Below are 17127 nucleotides of genomic sequence, written 5' to 3' on the forward strand. Positions count from 1 at the left end.
TCTTAATTACTTTTTTAATTTTTCAAACCGAAAATCTGATCCATCGGCACCCATTTCTGCCCTTCCTTTGCCCAAGGCAACGGTAGTTGAAACTGATCCATGAGTGTTTCCCACTCTTGGACTTTTGGGTTTTCAGCATCCGCCTTGGCTTTTTGTGTTGAATCAAAGGACGCACTGACTTCCATAATCATAAAAAGCCTATTACCCGTGCAGAAGATTTGCATATCTGTAATACCTGCCGATTTTATGCTTTCCAATATTTCGGGCCATACACCTCCTTGCGCATGGTATGCTTTATACTTTTCTATCAGTACGGGATCATTTTTCAGATCCAGCGCCAAGCAATACCTTTGAATACTCATATCTTGTTCTCTCTGTTTGACAAAAATCCATACACCGCTACTACCACTAAACAAACCAGCGGTACAATAAAGGCAAAAGCGATCTCTGGAATAAATCCTAATACACGAACATCTGCCAAGTCTGGCCCTCCCATATCGAGCAAACTTCCAAATAGAATAGGACCAAACGAACCACCTACAATGGCCATCACTAGTCCAGCTGAACCAATTTTAGCCTCGTCACCCATGTCTTTGAGCGCAATGCCGTAGATTGTAGGAAACATGATGGACATAAACATGGAAGTGAGCACCAAAGCATATAGTCCCAAGACACCTTGTACCAATATCAATACTGCTAGGCAGCTTGCTCCTGCCACGCCGAATAGCATCAGCAATTGGGCGGGTACAACATTCTTCATCAAGGCAGTGCCTATCCATCGGCCAGACAAAAACATAATCATCGCGGCCATGTTGAACCAAGTAGCGGTGAGCTGCTGATCCGCTGCTAGTGAAGCATTGAGAAAATCAACATACTGATAGATGTAGGTCCAGCACATGATCTGTGCACCCACATAAAACATCTGAGCCACCACACCTAAGACATATCTTTTATTAGAAATAAGCTTTTGAAAAGATTCTTTCAGACCCATTTTTTGTTGTTCGGCAGTAGCTGGTATTTTTATAAAAACGACCGTGATCAGAATAACCAAAACCAATATACCGAGTCCGATATAAGGCAAACTGATGATGTTTAGATCATTTTCTCTGATGGCGGCCATCTCCTCCGAAGAGAGCGCGCTATAGGCTGCTTGAGAATAATCGTTGGAGCGAAGCGACCCGATCACTAATACTTGTGCCATCAGCATACCCGTCAGTGAACCTACAGGATTGAAGGCCTGAGCCAGGTTCAATCTTCGCGTAGCGGTCTCGGGATGGCCTAGTGCCAACACCAAGGGATTGGAAGTAGTTTCTAAAAATGCCAGTCCACAAGTAATCACCCACAAGGAGATCAGGTAAAAATTGAAACTAGCAAGCTGAGCTGCTGGATAAAACAAAAAGGCACCCATCACATATAGGGCTAGCCCCAAGAGAATACCCGATTTATAACTGAACTTCCGAATAAACAGCGCCGCAGGCATGGCCATGAAAAAATAGCCAAAATAAAAAGCAAACTGCACCAACGAGGCTTGTGTGTGCGACAACTCAGGCATCACTTTTTTGAAAGCAGACACCATCGGGTTGGTCAGATCATTGGCAATACCCCACAGTGCAAATAGTGACGTAATGATGATAAATGGCACCAATAGCTCCTTAGCTACAACGGGTATGTTTTTGTTAGTCATGCGCATGCTGTTTTAGTTGTTGTTATTTGTTTTTAGCTGGACAAGAGTGCCCGATCCAAGTGCGTATAGCCCCCATCAGCAAAAATGTGCTGTCCAGTGGTATGAGAGGCTCTGTTGGAGATGGTGAATAGTACCTGATCTGCCAATTCTTGAGGAGTTGTCATTCTGTTTTCCAATGGAATCTTGGCTTTGATACCTTCCATAATTTCCTCACCATTCTCCATGGTTTTGATCCATTTGTCATAGGATGGCGTCCAACATTCTGCGATGATCAAACAATTGACTCTGATACCATATTTGATCAAATCTACAGCCCACTCTCGCGTCAGAGACAATACGCCTCCTTTGGCTGCGGCATACCCAGAAGTATTGCCTTGGCCTGTATAAGCTACTTTTGATCCTACATTTAGGATATTTCCTTTGGTCTCTTTTAGATATGGAAGCGCGTATTTGGCTACTAGGAAATAACTCACTACGTTCAACTTAAGGGATTGGATAAACTCCTCGGCGGTAGCATCTAGCCCTACGCCGTCATTCACTCCCACGTTATTGATCACTACATCTATACGCCCGTATTTTTGTACTACTTTTTGTACTGCTTTCTCTATTTGATCAACGTCTGTAACGTCTGTTTTTACAAACAGACCATCTACGCCATTTGCCTGAATTTCTTCGATATAACCATAGCCACGATCATTGTGATCAATGACTGCCGGTATCGCACCTTCCTTCACTAAAGACTGAAGAATTGTTTCTCCTATACTTCCCTTTAAGCCTGCAGCTCCTGTGATCAATACGATCTTATCTTTTAATTCTAAATCCATTCCTTTTGCCTTTAGTCAATGCCATAAAATTCCATTGCATTGAGTCCAAAAAATTTTCCCTTTTCTGTCTTACTATATTTATTAAAATATCGATCAACGATACCTCTCACCTCACTATACTCTGCCGCAAGAAGGCATACTGGCCAATCAGAACCATACATAACTCTATCCATTCCAAACGCTAAGACTACGACATCTAGGTAGGATACCAGGTCCTCATATTTCCAAGATGACCAATCTGCCTCTGTCACTAAGCCAGAGACCTTGCACCAAACATTAGCATACGAACCGAGCACCTTCATACACGCTTTCCACTCTTCTATTTCACCAGCTTTGATCGCTGGCTTAGCCATATGATCAATCACAAATTTCTGCTGGGGATGACGTTTCACCGTTTCGATGGCAGCCTGTAACTGGCTCGGGTATACTAAAATATCATATGTGAATCCATATCGATGGAGTTGAGCCAGTCCATTTTGAAACTTAGTGCCCAGCATAAAATCAGGGTCTGGTTCCCCTTGTACGATATGCCGAAAGCCAAGCAGTTTCTTGTATTTTGAATAGTTTTTTAATTGATTTTCGATGTCTACTGCCTGCAAATCCACCCATCCGACCACGCCTTTGACCAGGTCGTTTTTCTCTGCTTGCTGTAGCAAAAACATCGTTTCCTTATCACTTTGATCCGCCTGTACAGCTATACATCCATCAATTTTGTTGGCTTTTAACTCTACGGCTAAATCAATGGGCATGAAATCTCTTTTCAATACAGCCATATCATCACTGATCCAGCTGTCTCTCACGGGATCATATTCCCAAAAGTGTTGATGTGAATCAATCACTTTCATTTGATTAAATGATTAGGAAAGTCTTCTACTCGATGACAGCACACTTGCTGCATGACTTGATCTAGTTCTGTCTTGAGCAATGAAATCGTATGATCGCCTCCTTTTTTTCCCAAGGCACTAACGCCATACATGAAGCTACGACCCATAAAAGTAAAATCCGCTCCACTTGCCATGGCTCTGGCGATGTCTGGCCCACCTCTGAGTCCTGAGTCCACCATCACTTTGAGTTTGTCTTTAAACTTAGGTGCAAGTGCTGCCAATGGCACGATAGATGACTGACCAGCGTCTAGTTGACGACCGCCATGATTGGATACGATTATCCCATCCAAGCCCAACTTCACAGCCTTCTCTGCATCCGATTCGTTGACGACTCCTTTAATCACTAGTTTGCCTTTCCACTGGTCTCTGATGGGTGCAATTCGCTCTTCGCTCAACCAACCCGAAAACGTATCATTCATGAATTTCCCCAACTGAGATAAATCCAGATTTTTGGGCATATAAGGTTTTAACGTTTCAAAATTGGGCTGCCCTTTGATCAGGGTATTTAGCGCCCAACTCGGCCTGCCAAATGCTTGCATGATATTGGATATCGACATTTTTGGGGGCATCGATAGCCCATTGCGAATGTCTCTGGGTCTATGTCCAAATACGGGCACATCGGCGAGAATCACCAATACGGGCATTTCTACATCCGCTGCTCTTTTCAACAAATCGTCCCTCAATTTGGTATCTACTGGATGATAAAGCTGAAACCATGCTCTTCCTTCGGTCAGCTCCGCGGCACGTTCGATACTAGAGGTAGTCACTGTGCTCAAAACGAAAGGCACATTATGCTTGAAAGCAGCCTTGGCAAGAATATCTGGGGCACCTGGCCACATGAGGCCTTGCAATCCTACTGGCGCTATGCCAAATGGAGCATCATAGGTATGCCCAAAAAGCTCCGTACGCATATCTGACCCTCTCTTGTCAGACAAGTATTGAGGCATCAATTCGACTTGTTGTAAATCCCTTCGATTTCTATCCAAATTGACGTCCTCATTGCACCCGCCATCGAGATATTCAAATGCGAATTTGGGAATCCTTTTTTTAGCTTTTTTTCTCAAGTCATCCACAGAAGGATAACGAGAGTCATAAGCTATTTTCACTTCACTCATGGTGTATCTGTTATTTTAAGCGTACTCTATTGACTAGCAAAAAGCATGAAATCCCGCCAGAGCTTATGGTATGGTTGGGACCAAAACACCTTCTCTGGCGGATTCCATTCATTCTAACACAAATGCTGACACAATACGGGCGTAATCAGCATTTACGTTATCCTTCGTAGTTTTTCACTTCTTGTCTAGACGACCCTAGACCTTCTATCCCTAGCTCTACTACATCTCCTCCTTTTAAGTAAACTGGAGGCTTGAAGCCGAACCCTACTCCCTCTGGAGTACCTGTAGAGATCACATCCCCTGGCATCAAACTCATAAACTGTGACAGGTAGGAAATGACATGCTGTACATTGAATATGAAATCGTTTGTGTTTCCGTCTTGCACTTTTTTACCGTTCACGGTCAACCACAAGTTGAGATTGTTAGGATCCTTGATTTCATCTTTGGTGACTAGGTATGGACCTAAAGGAGCAAACGTATCGCAGCTCTTTCCTTTCACCCACTGTCCGCCACGCTCTATCTGAAATTCTCTTTCGCTTACGTCATTGTGCAAGCAGTAGCCTGCGACATAATCCATGGCTTCTTCTTCCGAAATGTAATTGGCTCGCTTGCCAATCACTACGGCTAGCTCTACTTCCCAATCCGTTTTTTTACTGTTCTTAGGGATTTCAATCGCATCGTTTGGTCCGACGATCGATGAAGTAGCTTTAAAAAACACGACAGGTTCTTTGGGTACATCCATCCCACTTTCTTCCGCATGCTTTCGATAGTTCAATCCGATACAAATAATCTTGCCAGGGCGATGAACAGGTGCGCCCAATCGGGTATTTTGATCCACTTCTTTGGCTAGTTTAGGATCAAACTCTCCCTTCAATTTATCTAGGCCTCCAGCCGCAAAAAAATCTTCGTCGTATTCACGTACCAAATGGCTCATATCGTACCACTTGCCTTCAAATTCCAAACCTGGCTTTTCTTCGCCTACATTTCCGTATCTTATTAATTTCATTCTTATATTATTTTGTTTTGACCTCTATTTTTCGATCATTCTCATTATTAATATATTCTCCAAGGTGGAGAAATGATTTCTTATTAAGTATTTAGTGTCACAAATCCACCATCAATCGGAAAGTCACTCCCAGTAATAAATGAGGCTTCATCAGAACATAGATAAAGTACAAGTGCACCGATTTCATCTGGGTTGCCCATCCTGCCTATCGGCTGAGATTTTGACAAGGTGTCAAACATTTCTTTTTCGTTTCCAGGATAGTTCTTTGCAAGAAATCCATCCACAAACGGAGTATGCACCCGACCTGGTGAAATGCTATTACACCTGATGTTGTGAGCCAGAAAATCTTTAGCGACAGACATGGTCATGGCATGTACGGCTCCTTTGCTCATCGAATAGGCAAATCGATCTGTAAGACCTACGTGGGCAGCTATCGACGATAAGTTGACAATCACGCCCCCTTTCATTTTCATCAATTCGACTGCAATTTTCGAACAATGAAAAACACCTTTTACATTGACATCTAAAATCCGGTCAAATTCTTCCGAGCTGGTTTTAGAAATACTACCAACATGGGCAATTCCTGCATTATTGACCAGTATGTCTAGTCCATTCTCTTTCGCAATTTCTTGAAACGTATTTTTGACCTGATCTTCGTCTGCCACATTGCACGCAACGGCAACAGCCGATCCTTCAGCGTCAGATATCTCATCGGCCACTCGCTGAGCAGCTTGTAGAGACAAATCCGCAATTACTACTTTGGCCCCTTGCTGCGCCAATGTCTTGGATATGGCTTCTCCTATACCACTCCCTCCGCCTGTGACAAGCGCTGTTTTTCCAGATAAATTAAATTTTTGAATCATAGTGACACTCCTCTTTTCCATGGTATAAAATCATTTTGTTCCAACTTCATGGCTTTGGTTTCTTCTCCACTAGCCACGGCTATTATTTTTTCGATAAGTCGGTCAGACGTTTCTTTGAGTGAGGCCTCTCCTGCAGCCACAGGCCCTGTATTGAAATCTATGATATCAAACATTTCTTCATAGACTTTGGTATTGCTCGACACCTTGATCACGGGAGTGATCGGATTGCCTGTGGGGGTGCCCAATCCAGTCGTAAATAAAATAATATTTGCTCCTGACCCAGCCAATCCAGTGGTCGATTCCACATCGTTTCCTGGTGTGCATAGCAGGTTCAATCCTGGCTTAGTAACTGGCTCTGTATAATCCAACACATCGCTAACAGGTGCCTTGCCTCCCTTTTTGGCAGCACCTGCTGACTTGATTGCATCTGTGATCAACCCATCCTTTACATTGCCTGGAGATGGATTCATATCAAACCCTGATCCCACTGCATGAGCTCGCTTGGCATACGCATCCTGTATGCTCAAAAATTTTTCTGCGGTAGGTTTGTCTACACATCTATCGATTATATTTTGTTCCACGCCATTGAGCTCTGGAAATTCACTCAAAATGGTACTTCCGCCTAGCGTCACTAGCGTGTCTGATGTTTCGCCTAAAACTGGATTGGCCGATATTCCCGAAAAACCATCTGATCCACCACATTCCAGCCCTACGATCAATTTATCTAGCGAAGCTGGTTTTCGCTCTATTTTATTGACTTCTTCCATATGAACCAATGTCTGCTCGATGGCAGTAGTGACCACCTTTTCCTCGGTTTTTAATTCTTGCTGCTCTATAAAAACGACAGGCTTCTCATTCTGAGGATACAACCCATTTCTTACTTTTTTGAACCACTCTACTTGGGCATGCTGGCACCCAAGGCTAAGGATGGTCGCACCTGCTACATTGGGGTGACTCACATAGCCAGATAGCAATCGGAGAAGTGTTTCCGAATCTTGCTGTGTCCCCCCACAACCACCGTCGTGGTTCAAAATTTTAATCCCATCTATGTTTTTAAATACTCGCTTTTGCTCCAACGTATCAGCTTTTTCCGAACTTCCAGAAACCTTATTCCTGACCATTTGTTCGTATTGATTGGGTTTGTAATACCCCAACCCCTTGATCAAAGCCTCTTCGATAATTTTGACATTCCTGTTTTCACAAAACACTAAAGGAACGATCAACCAATGATTGGCTGTGCCTACTTTTCCGTCTGACCTGTGATAGCCCATAAATGAACGGTTTTTCCATTGATCCACCGAAGGGGCACTCCATTGATAACTGAAATTTTCTTTGATAACAGGGGCATCTGCAAAATGTTTGATATTAGAAGTACTGATCAGACTACCCTTGGGAAGGTCGTGGTTGGCCGTAGCCACTGGTACGCCATACATGATCACTTGCTCGCCCGCCTTCAAATCAACCGTAGTGAATTTATGTTTTTGAGCGACTGGTTCTTGAAGTGTAAAAGTCTGATTCTCTACGACCAAATCTCCTTTTTCAATCCCAACTAAAGCCACCAAAACATTGTCTTTTGGGTCTATTCGAATCGTCTTCTTTTCCATTTCAAGTTATTTATATTCTTCCTGTTCTACTTCACATAGATAAGGGTTATGGTATCCTTTAGTCAAAAAAATCAATGGATAGTTGCTGCGCACAGGTGTGTAATTTATATTTGATCATGGGAAATTTTGTAACAGTAAGCGATATCGCACGGCAACTAGGCATTTCACATAGTACCGTATCCAGAGCGCTAAAGGACAATCCAAGAATAAGTAAATCCACGACAGAAAAAGTAAAAAAGCTAGCGGATCAGCTGGGTTATCGCACCAATGCCAGCTCCCATCATTTGCTCAAAGGAAAGAGCCAACTCATAGGCGTAATAGTCCCTGATATTTCACTCCACTTTTTTGCCAAAGTAGTGGATCAAATAGAACAGATTCTAAATGAAGCTGGCTATGTCGTGCTTCTACTAAACACGCAAGAGTCTGAGCAAAAAGAGAAAAAAGCTATAGAAAAATGTCTGAATTATCGGGTAGATGGGGTTATTGCTGCCTTGTCGATACAAACCAAAAAATTTGACCACTATGAAAAGCTACTGAAGTATGATATCCCTTTGGTTTTTTATGATCGAGTGGCCAACTTTTTGCCTGTCCCCAAGGTGATTTTAAATGACTACCAAGGTTCGTATGATGCCACCAAACACCTGTGTGAAGTGGGCTGCAAAACGATTGCGCACATCTCTGGCAGTATCAACCTGAACAATAGCAACAACAGGCTATACGGCTATATAGATGCCCTAAATGACCACAAAATAAAGCTCGATGAAAAACTCATCCACTATCAGGAAGAAGACAAAGAGAGTACCAAGCAGTTTTTGAACAAAATATTTAAATCGCACCCCTCTTTAGACGGATTATCTGTATTCAACGATTATGTAGCCAACTATTCCATCAATATTCTTCAAGAATTAGGAAAAAAAATACCAGATGACATCGTCGTGATTGGGTTTTCTGATGAGCCCGTAGCTACTTATATGGAGCCACAGCTTTCGTCTACTCAGCAAGTAGGCCCCAAAATGGGCAAGCTAGCTTCTCAAAAACTACTCTCTCTGATCAGGGGCGATGAAACCATGCAAAACGAAAAGATTATAATCAAGCCAGAGATTGTCGTTCGGGCATCCACAAAAAGAAAGCAAAACTAAATGCATGTGTTGATTGAAATTTAAAATATACCAAGCAAAACTTTCATTGTATTTTATCAAAAGGAGACAAATACTCCGCCTTTGGGTTGGTTTCGTTAAACTTGACCATCAGCTCATATACATTAGGTATTTGCTGTTTAAACCGCTCCAAGATATCTGATGAGATATTTTTCTTAGAAAAAGGCACCACCTTCACAAATTCCTGATTTTGTCCCGCCTGACGTCCATATTTATAATCATATGTAAAATTGCCCTGCTTATCTGTCTGGATATGCTGATTGGTCTGATTAGGCACACTAATATAAAACTCACTGTTTTCTATACGATTAGTTTCACTAAACAATGCCGACTCCTGCAAATGAGCAAACAACTCTCTGGCTGTATTCACAGCAGGATCTACCAATGTAATATGCTCCACCATATATGACCGATAAATCAATTGCCCCTCCTGATTTTGATAATTATACAGTTCTGTGAGCACCTTACTGATTTCTTCGGTAAGATAAGGATAATGCGTACAGCCTAGGATGATGGTTTTCAACTGGTTTGATGATTCTGATTTTCTGATTTTCTCTAATAGAGTTACCAAATGATATCGAACGTAGTTTTCAGCATCGTTGATCTGCATAATGGAGCAGTCATCAGCACTGGCAGCATCACAAAGCATCTTGCCAGCATCATAGTCAAAGTTATAAATATCTAATAGTGTCTTATCTATTTTTAAATCACCAGACAAATCTGGGCCTTTATATGATTCTCTTGGGGTTTTCAGTCCTCTCACAAAGTAATTAGCATCCTCATCTACGGCTTCTGCGATACCAACTCCCCCTTGATCAAACACCTCTATATGCCCCGTATAGCCTAGCTCTTTGATATACTTATCCAGAGCACTTTTATAGCCTTTTGAGGCTACTGTCCCTGCTGTGGCTAGTACGCCAACAATACCATTTTCGTCTTGTCCGAACAGCTCCAAGGCACCACGCACTCCTGCATCAATAACGCCAATAACCTTTACATCCGAATGAGCCATTTGCAAAAAATCATCTAAATCACTCTTTCCATAAGCTGTGGCTGTATTACAAGCTACCACAATGGCCTTCACAGGATCTTTGTCCGATTGATAAACAGAATCCTCTGGTCCGGTGTAATATTTATTGCCTAATAAAAACTGAGCATCTTTGATGATATGTTCTTTTAGCAAATCCACTTTTCCTGCATTCGAGTAATTCCCATAAGGCATATTGGCTTGATCCCCTAAGTAGATAAAAGACTCTCCTGCAAAATCTTGCACTCCGTCTGCTCCCAACGCATGGCTTTCCCCTCCATATTCATCAAAATTCACTATGGCCTTGAGTACAGTCAACCCTCCTGTGCCAGAATCAAATACTCCTATAGGAAGGCTTTTCCTATTCGCAGGATAATTCTCAAAATCGATATGATAGAAGCTTTTTTCATCACCTATAATCGTACGTCGTATATCTGTATCAACTGGTGAATTAGGACTCTGACAAGCAAAAACCAGCCCTACTAAAAACAATAAAAAGTGTGGTTTAAATATTCTCATGATTGATATAGTGTCAAATTATTTATGAAACAACCTATTGATATCTTTGAAGGCTTTAAACTCTAGCGCATTGCCTTCTGGGTCTAAAAAAAACATAGTAGCCTGCTCGCCTGGGAGGCCTTCGAACCTAATGCACGGTTCTATCAAAAAAGTAATTTGCAGTGATTTAAGACGATCGGCCAGCTTGTTCCATTCTTCCCACGACAGCACCACACCAAAATGCGGTACAGGCACCTGCTTACCATCTACTGGATTGCGTTGCTGATCGGCATTTGCAGGAAGAGCAGGTACTTGATGAATGACCAACTGATGACCATAAAAATCAAAATCCACCCATTTGCTATCGCTACGGCCTTCGGTACAAGACATTGTTTCCCTATAAAATTCTCGACACTTATCAAGATCAACTACAGGAATGGCTAAGTGAAAAGGTCTAATATCGCTCATATTCAGTGTTTTTTTACTTTTTAAAACCGCAATCCCCAAGCTCAAATAGAGCTTGAGGCATTGCTTGTTTTGGGTTAATGTAGTTTTAAATACTTTTAGGCTGTTCTGCGTGCGCCACCACCATCGTAACAGTAGCATCACCTGTCACATTCACGGTAGTTCGGCACATATCTAGCAGGCGATCTGGTGCCACAATCAGTGCAATCCCCGCCGCAGGTACTCCGATAGATTCCAATACGATGACCAGCATAACCATCCCTGCTCCTGGCACTCCAGCCGACCCCACAGACGCCAGCGTAGCTGTAAGTACAATCATGAGCTGACTACCAATAGATAACTCCATACCTAAAGCCTGAGCAATGAATACAGCAGCTACACTTTGATAGAGACTGGTACCATCCATGTTGATGGTAGCACCTAGCGGAAGCACAAAACTGGCTACCTCCTCTGGTACCTTGAGGTTTTGCTCTAAACAATCCATCGTAACAGGAAGTGTCGCCGAGCTAGAACTGGTGCTAAATGCAAGCAATTGAGCTGGTCGTATACCACGAAAAAAATCGGCATACTTTATTTTGGTGAAAACCATAAGTACAGAAGGGTAAACCAATAAGATCATAGCTCCTAGGCCTAACAATACAGTCGTGACATACCACATCAAAGCATAGAGCAGGTCAAATGCTTTGGCAGCATCGGTACCTGCCAGCTCTACAATCAGCGAAGCAATCAAAGCAAACACACAGTACGGAGCCACTTGCATGATGTAGTGTACCAGCTTAATAATGATGTCATTGAGACCATCAAAAAAAGCAATTACAGGTGTCCCTTTTTTCTTTGGTACTTCGAGCAAGGCAATACCTGCCGCTATAGCAAAAAGTACTATTTGTAACATCATCTTGTTGTCGGAAGCCGCTGAGATGATATTGGTCGGTATCAGTTTGACTATTGGCTGTAGCGGCCCTTCACTTTTCAACTCAGATGCCGAATCCGCTTTCTTTTCTACCTCTTTAGCATAGAGAGACATCAGGTCATCCCGAGTCTCTACTGAGAGCTTTTCACCAGGTTTCATCACATTCACCGCCAGCATACCAAGGCTGGTAGCCAGTACTGTAGTCGCCAGATATAAACCGATCGTTTTAGCTCCCATTCGCGATAGCTTTGAGATATCACCCAAATTAGAAACACCCACGATGAGCGAAGCCAATACCAACGGTACTGCGATCATTTTCAGGGCATTGACAAACAGTGTACCAAAGGGCTTGATATAGTAAATCGTAAACTCTGGAGGCCACTGACAGATAATGCTCAGCACACCAAACAACAAGCCTAAAGCCAGCCCTAAAATGATTTTTATATGTAAGGGTAATTTTCTCATGGTCAATTATTATATCTACTTATTTGCTGTTTTTCTCAATACCTGACCAGACAAGGCACCTGTGTACATCCCCTGTTCAATCGTCAGTTGTCCGTTTACAAAGGCATATATGATCCCTGAAGACATTTTTTCTGGATCTACAAAGTCTGCCAACGCCTTGTAGTTTTTTGCATCCCAAACCAATACATCTGCTTTGAATCCTTCTTTTAACACCCCACGCTCAGGTATGCCAAACGTCTGAGCAACTAAGCCTGAACTACGGTGCACAAATTCCTCAAGAGACAGAATCGGATCTTCGAGCACGAAGCGTTCATACTTCTCAGGAAAACTGGCATATTTTCTTGGGTGCCCTTTGGTACCATCAGAGCATGTCATCACCCAAGGTTGCTGCATAAAATTCTTAATGTCCGTTTCATTCATATTGAAAGAAGCTACTCGTGCACCACCATTGCGTAGAATATACAAGACGGTTTCTTCAGGGCTCATTTGGAGTTCCTCAGCTATTTGTTTGATGTTTTTGGCAATGAATTTTTCTTCCCAGCAATCGGCCGTGATCAATAAAGCTTCTGCACCACCTCTTCTTCTTAAATTTTCATTTAACTCCGCTCTGATTTTTGGAAGTAGGCGTTCATCTATAAGTCTATTTTGATAGGCTTCTTTACCATCTGCCATCACCCAACGGTTGAGCAGTGCATTGCCTAGGTGTGTACCAGAAGCCCGCCACGGATACTGATCAGCCGTCACTAAAACACCAGACCTTTGTGCATTTTCTATCAGATCAATTACTTCTTGGCTTTTTCCCCATACATCTACGCCAAGTGCCTTGATGTGCGCTATATGCACAGGCACTCCCGCTTCTTTTCCGACCGTAATGGCTTCGTCTATTGCCGCTACCAAACCAATATTATAGGTGCTTTCATCTCGAATATGGCTTTCATATAGCCCGCCATATGGTTTAACAACGGCTGCCAGAGCTGATACTTCATCTGTTTTAGAAAAACTCCCAGGAGCGTAGTACAACCCTGCTGATAGCCCAAAAGCACCTTCCTTCATCCCTTGATCGACCAACAGCTTCATTTGTGCCAGTTGTGCTGAATCTGGCCGTTCATCTTTGCTGCCCAACACGGCCTCTCTTACCGTCCCATGACCGACTAAAAATGCAGTATTGGTACCTATGCCATTGGCGAGTAGTACTTCACTTATACGATCTACGTTATATGGTCCTTCACCATCATTCCCATTCATTACGGTAGTCACTCCTTGGGTCAGGTAATTCAAATTCTGACGTCTAGACAGACTCTTTAAGTCTCCAATACTGTGGGTATGTGGATCTATAAAGCCCGGAGAAACGATAAGACCTCTGGCATCAACAATTGTTTTTGCGCTAATATGCGAACCCAGATTCTGGTCTACATGGACTATTCGATCTCCTATAATGGCAAGATCTCCGACATAGGCTGCCCGTCCAGTACCGTCTACAATGGTGCCTCCTTTGATCCAAACCTCTACATTTATGCTTTTGAAAGAAAAAAAGAAAAACAAGCAGACCAATACAGCCAGAGTTATTCCGATAAGATATTTCATGAGTTGTTGATTACAAATCTGATTGTAAGAGAATCTTTATTAATTCTTGAGCTGAGACCGAACCTATGGTTTGAATTTCGTCTCTTGGGGTACTATCACCTATTTCATAAGTAATACCCTCCGCTCCAAACTGCGTATAGAACCACCCTTTGGTGACAGGAGTGCCCAAACCAGCCGCGCTTTCATTGGCATGGTATCCCTCTATTTGATTTTCCAAGCTAGCAAACCATTGATTCCTCAACCAAGGAATGGTCTGTACAGAAATCTTATCGGCATCCAAAGTATAATAGACATCATGGAAAGTAGAATGAAAATCGAGACCTAAGATTACCTGTGCCTTGAGACTATCCACAGCATTGGCCAAGTGATTTGCCACCAGGCGAGTCTCTGGCTGACGGTAGTAGGCCCAATCTCGATTGAGATCCACCCCGCCAGAATTGTGTCTCCAGTGTCCCAAATCCACGCCATCAGGATTGATCAATGGGTAAACAAATACTTGATATTCTTCCAAGAATTCATCAATCTGATCGGATTGGAGCAAGCCCTCAATAAAAGCTTGCATGGCGAGATATCCCGTTACTTCTGGGGGGTGCTGTCTACTCAAGACAACAATCATTTTCTTGCCTTTTGGATCGCCTTCCTTGATTTGCAACCAGGGAATTTGACGACCAAGAGCTGATCGGCCTATGGTCTCGTAGGTGACAAGTTCAGATTCTGAAATCGTCTCGCACCATTGCAGCCCCATTTTAGCATCTAAGACTTCCTGAGCAGCTACCCAAAGCGTATCCGAAGACACCTCTAACTTGAGCGTAGTCATCTGGCTAGCAGAATCGTACAAAATACGAGCGGAATCTAACAAAGACCATGTCACTCCATCGTGACTGAGCTTTGGGTAAAACCGATGCTTTCCAGTGGGGTATTCCAAGGTCACATATTGCTCAGAGGCTTCTTTTCTCCACAATTTGAATGCGTACCATGCACTCTGATTTATAGGTTCGTTTTCAGGCATTATCGTAGCGTAAAATGAACTGTCGCTGATCTGCCTAAAATTATTGAGCCGTGCACCATCAAACAGATTGCTTGCATAAAGCCCAGCCGCGGTGGCATATACTTTCTTTTCTTGATACGCTATAGTTTTAGAATGGGTATCGACTGGCTTAGGAAAATCGTAGGTACTTGCTCCCTTTTGGGAAACACTACACCCCGCTCCAATCGACACACACGCCAATCCATAAACTATATAAACCAATACACCATATCCAATTTTAATTCTCATAATTCTAATTGTCTGCGATAACCCTAGACCTGTGTTATTCCTTGCTCAGTATGAAAGTGTAAGAACCCGTAATTCCTTTGCTACGAGCTCCTAATGGCTCGTTGGTATCATTGGTAAATGTGATTGTAAGTACGGTATTGTCTTGAGCCAATGCGACTGCAATGGGTCGTTCATCTTCATTCAATACAATTTGTCCGAAATTGCCATCTACATATTGCCAAGTCCCTTGTGGATAAATGATATTGTTGGGATCTCCCTCTGCGTAATAGCCGAATTGCTCGGTAAAGAAGATGGAAAAATCTTGATAGTCTAAAGTAATATCATTGCCATCTCTCAGCACTTGAGAATTTTCACCAAGCACCCAAGTACCTGCGATTAGCCTACTGTGCTCCTCCTCTTCTGGTATATTCGACGAGTCGTCTCCACAGCCGACAAGCGCACTAAGCAAAACCAATAATAGTATGTGTATAGGATTAATTTTTTTCATCTCTTTCAATTTTTTTGATTATTTAGATAACTACTGTTTGACTAGTTTGCCACTTCTTACTACTTGCTGTCCGTCGGACACTGTATATAAGTACACACCCCGCTCTAGAGCAGAAGCAGACTGATTATTGATTCCTACTTCGATAGACCTATTCAAGACCTCTTCTCCACTCAATGTGAAAATTTTGAGATTCAGCCTGCTATTCATCGAATTTCTAATGCTTAGAGAATTAACAATTGGATTGGGATACAAATTGATGTCTTTGGGCTCGCCTATGCCTACTGAGGTAATACTTCCATCAGACAAGGGAAAGGTGGCTTTTAAGGCATTTGCCATTTTTTTCCACTCGTCCACATCTTTTCTCAATCGATCGTACTCTTGCTCAATGTGTATAAATCTACCGTTGGCAGTTTCTGCATTCGACATACAAGGATCTGTGCCTTGGTTGATGTACCTTCCTTGGGTATTGGTAAACCCCAATAGTTTACTCCAGCTGTTGTTGGTCGAGTTTTCGAATGTAAGTAGGTTGTCTTCTACTTTCAGGTTCGTCTCTATATCTGGCATTTTATTGCTTCCCACTATGGTACGCCCCCCCAAACTCAAGATAGCACTTGGATCTGAAGAGGTTTTATCAAACCCATGAAGCTGAATAAAGTAATTGCTTTCGGCATCATTCAAAAGTTCGGTCACTATCTGAAAAGCTCCATTGGTATTGTGAGCCACGTCCGAAATTCTATATTTTTCTTCATAGCCACAGACACTTGTAGTCCCTGAGCAACTTGATGAAGCCAAACTATTACAACGGTCGGTACCTGTCAAAAAGAACGCCCTAGCACCCATTTCTCTAAAGACATATGCTCCCTCAACACCTGTATTTCGATCTTTAATGGCATGTGGACTTTGGATTACTACTTGTGCCCGCGCAGGTTTATCATTGAAGATATAAGTCCCCCAATAATTGTCAGAATCTGCAAGCTTGCGTAGCATATACAAATTGAGTGACTTACCTCCATCTGTATCCTTTACATTGACCAATTCATACCCTAACCCAGTAGCTGCAAGAGCTGCCTCTGCATACTCTTTGGAGATCACCTTATCTACCAAAGTCTGCCATTCAGATTTATCTTCACCATCTAGCGATGTAAAAACATTGGTAGATGCCCCTGGCAAGGCGGCTACTTCTGCATACACGAGGTCGTAAATGTTCGCATCGATTGTTTCCTGGGCTGCCATAGGCAGCCAGGAAACAATCGATACTATAACACATATTATCTTTGT

16 protein-coding genes are annotated in these 17127 nt (G+C 42.7%); 1 reads left to right on the forward strand and 15 read right to left on the reverse strand.

Annotated elements, in window-relative coordinates:
* Positions 1-14: 14 nt before the first annotated feature.
* The 8 genes from N7E81_RS01900 to N7E81_RS01935 form a co-directional block, all read right to left on the reverse strand.
* Complete coding sequence (locus N7E81_RS01900) at positions 15-362, reverse strand: L-rhamnose mutarotase (protein WP_317624063.1); 348 nt, start codon at positions 360-362, stop codon at positions 15-17.
* Positions 359-1684, reverse strand: coding sequence for an L-fucose:H+ symporter permease (fucP, locus tag N7E81_RS01905; protein ID WP_263051589.1), 1326 nt, complete (start codon positions 1682-1684; stop codon positions 359-361). Before fucP ends, N7E81_RS01900 begins: the two co-directional genes overlap by 4 nt.
* A 32-nt stretch (positions 1685-1716) precedes the next feature.
* Positions 1717-2508: an SDR family oxidoreductase gene (locus N7E81_RS01910; RefSeq protein ID WP_263051590.1), complete on the reverse strand. Its 792-nt coding sequence runs from the start codon at positions 2506-2508 to the stop codon at positions 1717-1719.
* Positions 2509-2519: 11 nt separating this feature from the next.
* On the reverse strand, positions 2520-3353 hold the full coding sequence (locus N7E81_RS01915) for an amidohydrolase family protein (RefSeq protein WP_263051591.1): 834 nt from the start codon (positions 3351-3353) through the stop codon (positions 2520-2522).
* A complete protein-coding gene (locus N7E81_RS01920) occupies positions 3350-4507 on the reverse strand; it encodes an alpha-hydroxy acid oxidase (RefSeq protein WP_263051592.1) in 1158 nt (385 codons plus the stop codon). Before N7E81_RS01920 ends, N7E81_RS01915 begins: the two co-directional genes overlap by 4 nt.
* Positions 4508-4664: 157 nt before the next feature.
* Complete coding sequence (locus tag N7E81_RS01925; protein ID WP_263051593.1) at positions 4665-5513, reverse strand: fumarylacetoacetate hydrolase family protein; 849 nt, start codon at positions 5511-5513, stop codon at positions 4665-4667.
* Positions 5514-5596: 83 nt separating this feature from the next.
* Positions 5597-6397, reverse strand: a complete 801-nt coding sequence (locus N7E81_RS01930) for an SDR family NAD(P)-dependent oxidoreductase (RefSeq protein ID WP_263051594.1) — start codon at positions 6395-6397, stop codon at positions 5597-5599.
* Positions 6373-7980: a UxaA family hydrolase gene (locus tag N7E81_RS01935; RefSeq protein ID WP_263051595.1), complete on the reverse strand. Its 1608-nt coding sequence runs from the start codon at positions 7978-7980 to the stop codon at positions 6373-6375. The genes N7E81_RS01930 and N7E81_RS01935 overlap by 25 nt, the downstream gene beginning before the upstream one ends.
* A gap of 116 nt (positions 7981-8096) precedes the next feature.
* On the opposite strand from N7E81_RS01935, the gene N7E81_RS01940 reads away from it, so the two are divergent.
* Positions 8097-9119, forward strand: a complete 1023-nt coding sequence (locus N7E81_RS01940) for a LacI family DNA-binding transcriptional regulator (RefSeq protein ID WP_263051596.1) — start codon at positions 8097-8099, stop codon at positions 9117-9119.
* Positions 9120-9162: 43 nt separating this feature from the next.
* On the opposite strand, the gene N7E81_RS01945 is transcribed toward N7E81_RS01940, so the two are convergent.
* From N7E81_RS01945 to N7E81_RS01975, 7 genes are all read right to left on the reverse strand, one after another.
* A complete protein-coding gene (locus N7E81_RS01945) occupies positions 9163-10683 on the reverse strand; it encodes a glutamate racemase (protein WP_263051597.1) in 1521 nt (506 codons plus the stop codon).
* 18 nt (positions 10684-10701) lie between these two features.
* Positions 10702-11130, reverse strand: a complete 429-nt coding sequence (locus tag N7E81_RS01950; RefSeq protein ID WP_263051598.1) for a VOC family protein — start codon at positions 11128-11130, stop codon at positions 10702-10704.
* 85 nt (positions 11131-11215) lie between these two features.
* Positions 11216-12502 carry a dicarboxylate/amino acid:cation symporter gene (locus N7E81_RS01955; RefSeq protein WP_263051599.1) on the reverse strand — a complete coding sequence of 429 codons (1287 nt, stop codon included), beginning with the start codon at positions 12500-12502 and terminating at the stop codon, positions 11216-11218.
* Between the two features lie 15 nt (positions 12503-12517).
* Entirely contained in the window at positions 12518-14086 is a 1569-nt protein-coding gene (locus tag N7E81_RS01960; protein ID WP_263051600.1) for an N-acyl-D-amino-acid deacylase family protein, read from the reverse strand.
* Between the two features lie 10 nt (positions 14087-14096).
* On the reverse strand, positions 14097-15362 hold the full coding sequence (locus N7E81_RS01965; RefSeq protein ID WP_263051601.1) for a M14 family metallopeptidase: 1266 nt from the start codon (positions 15360-15362) through the stop codon (positions 14097-14099).
* A 34-nt stretch (positions 15363-15396) separates the two neighbouring features.
* The gene (locus tag N7E81_RS01970) at positions 15397-15849 is read right to left on the reverse strand and encodes a hypothetical protein (protein ID WP_263051602.1); all 453 of its coding nucleotides are present in this window, start codon (positions 15847-15849) and stop codon (positions 15397-15399) included.
* Positions 15850-15879: 30 nt separating this feature from the next.
* Complete coding sequence (locus N7E81_RS01975; protein ID WP_263051603.1) at positions 15880-17082, reverse strand: T9SS type A sorting domain-containing protein; 1203 nt, start codon at positions 17080-17082, stop codon at positions 15880-15882.
* Positions 17083-17127 lie beyond the last annotated feature (45 nt).

Source organism: Reichenbachiella carrageenanivorans, assembly GCF_025639805.1.
GTDB classification, from domain to species: domain Bacteria; phylum Bacteroidota; class Bacteroidia; order Cytophagales; family Cyclobacteriaceae; genus Reichenbachiella; species Reichenbachiella carrageenanivorans.

Bases quoted from the DNA above. Each gene is read 5' to 3' on its own strand.
- N7E81_RS01900 (WP_317624063.1), bottom strand. From the start codon at position 362: ATGAGTATTCAAAGGTATTGCTTGGCGCTGGATCTGAAAAATGATCCC.
- fucP (WP_263051589.1), bottom strand. From the start codon at position 1,684: ATGACTAACAAAAACATACCCGTTGTAGCTAAGGAGCTATTGGTGCCA.
- N7E81_RS01910 (WP_263051590.1), bottom strand. From the start codon at position 2,508: ATGGATTTAGAATTAAAAGATAAGATCGTATTGATCACAGGAGCTGCA.
- N7E81_RS01915 (WP_263051591.1), bottom strand. From the start codon at position 3,353: ATGAAAGTGATTGATTCACATCAACACTTTTGGGAATATGATCCCGTG.
- N7E81_RS01920 (WP_263051592.1), bottom strand. From the start codon at position 4,507: ATGAGTGAAGTGAAAATAGCTTATGACTCTCGTTATCCTTCTGTGGAT.
- N7E81_RS01925 (WP_263051593.1), bottom strand. From the start codon at position 5,513: ATGAAATTAATAAGATACGGAAATGTAGGCGAAGAAAAGCCAGGTTTG.
- N7E81_RS01930 (WP_263051594.1), bottom strand. From the start codon at position 6,397: ATGGAAAAGAGGAGTGTCACTATGATTCAAAAATTTAATTTATCTGGA.
- N7E81_RS01935 (WP_263051595.1), bottom strand. From the start codon at position 7,980: ATGGAAAAGAAGACGATTCGAATAGACCCAAAAGACAATGTTTTGGTG.
- N7E81_RS01940 (WP_263051596.1), top strand. From the start codon at position 8,097: ATGGGAAATTTTGTAACAGTAAGCGATATCGCACGGCAACTAGGCATT.
- N7E81_RS01945 (WP_263051597.1), bottom strand. From the start codon at position 10,683: ATGAGAATATTTAAACCACACTTTTTATTGTTTTTAGTAGGGCTGGTT.
- N7E81_RS01950 (WP_263051598.1), bottom strand. From the start codon at position 11,130: ATGAGCGATATTAGACCTTTTCACTTAGCCATTCCTGTAGTTGATCTT.
- N7E81_RS01955 (WP_263051599.1), bottom strand. From the start codon at position 12,502: ATGAGAAAATTACCCTTACATATAAAAATCATTTTAGGGCTGGCTTTA.
- N7E81_RS01960 (WP_263051600.1), bottom strand. From the start codon at position 14,086: ATGAAATATCTTATCGGAATAACTCTGGCTGTATTGGTCTGCTTGTTT.
- N7E81_RS01965 (WP_263051601.1), bottom strand. From the start codon at position 15,362: ATGAGAATTAAAATTGGATATGGTGTATTGGTTTATATAGTTTATGGA.
- N7E81_RS01970 (WP_263051602.1), bottom strand. From the start codon at position 15,849: ATGAAAAAAATTAATCCTATACACATACTATTATTGGTTTTGCTTAGT.
- N7E81_RS01975 (WP_263051603.1), bottom strand. From the start codon at position 17,082: ATGGCAGCCCAGGAAACAATCGATGCGAACATTTACGACCTCGTGTAT.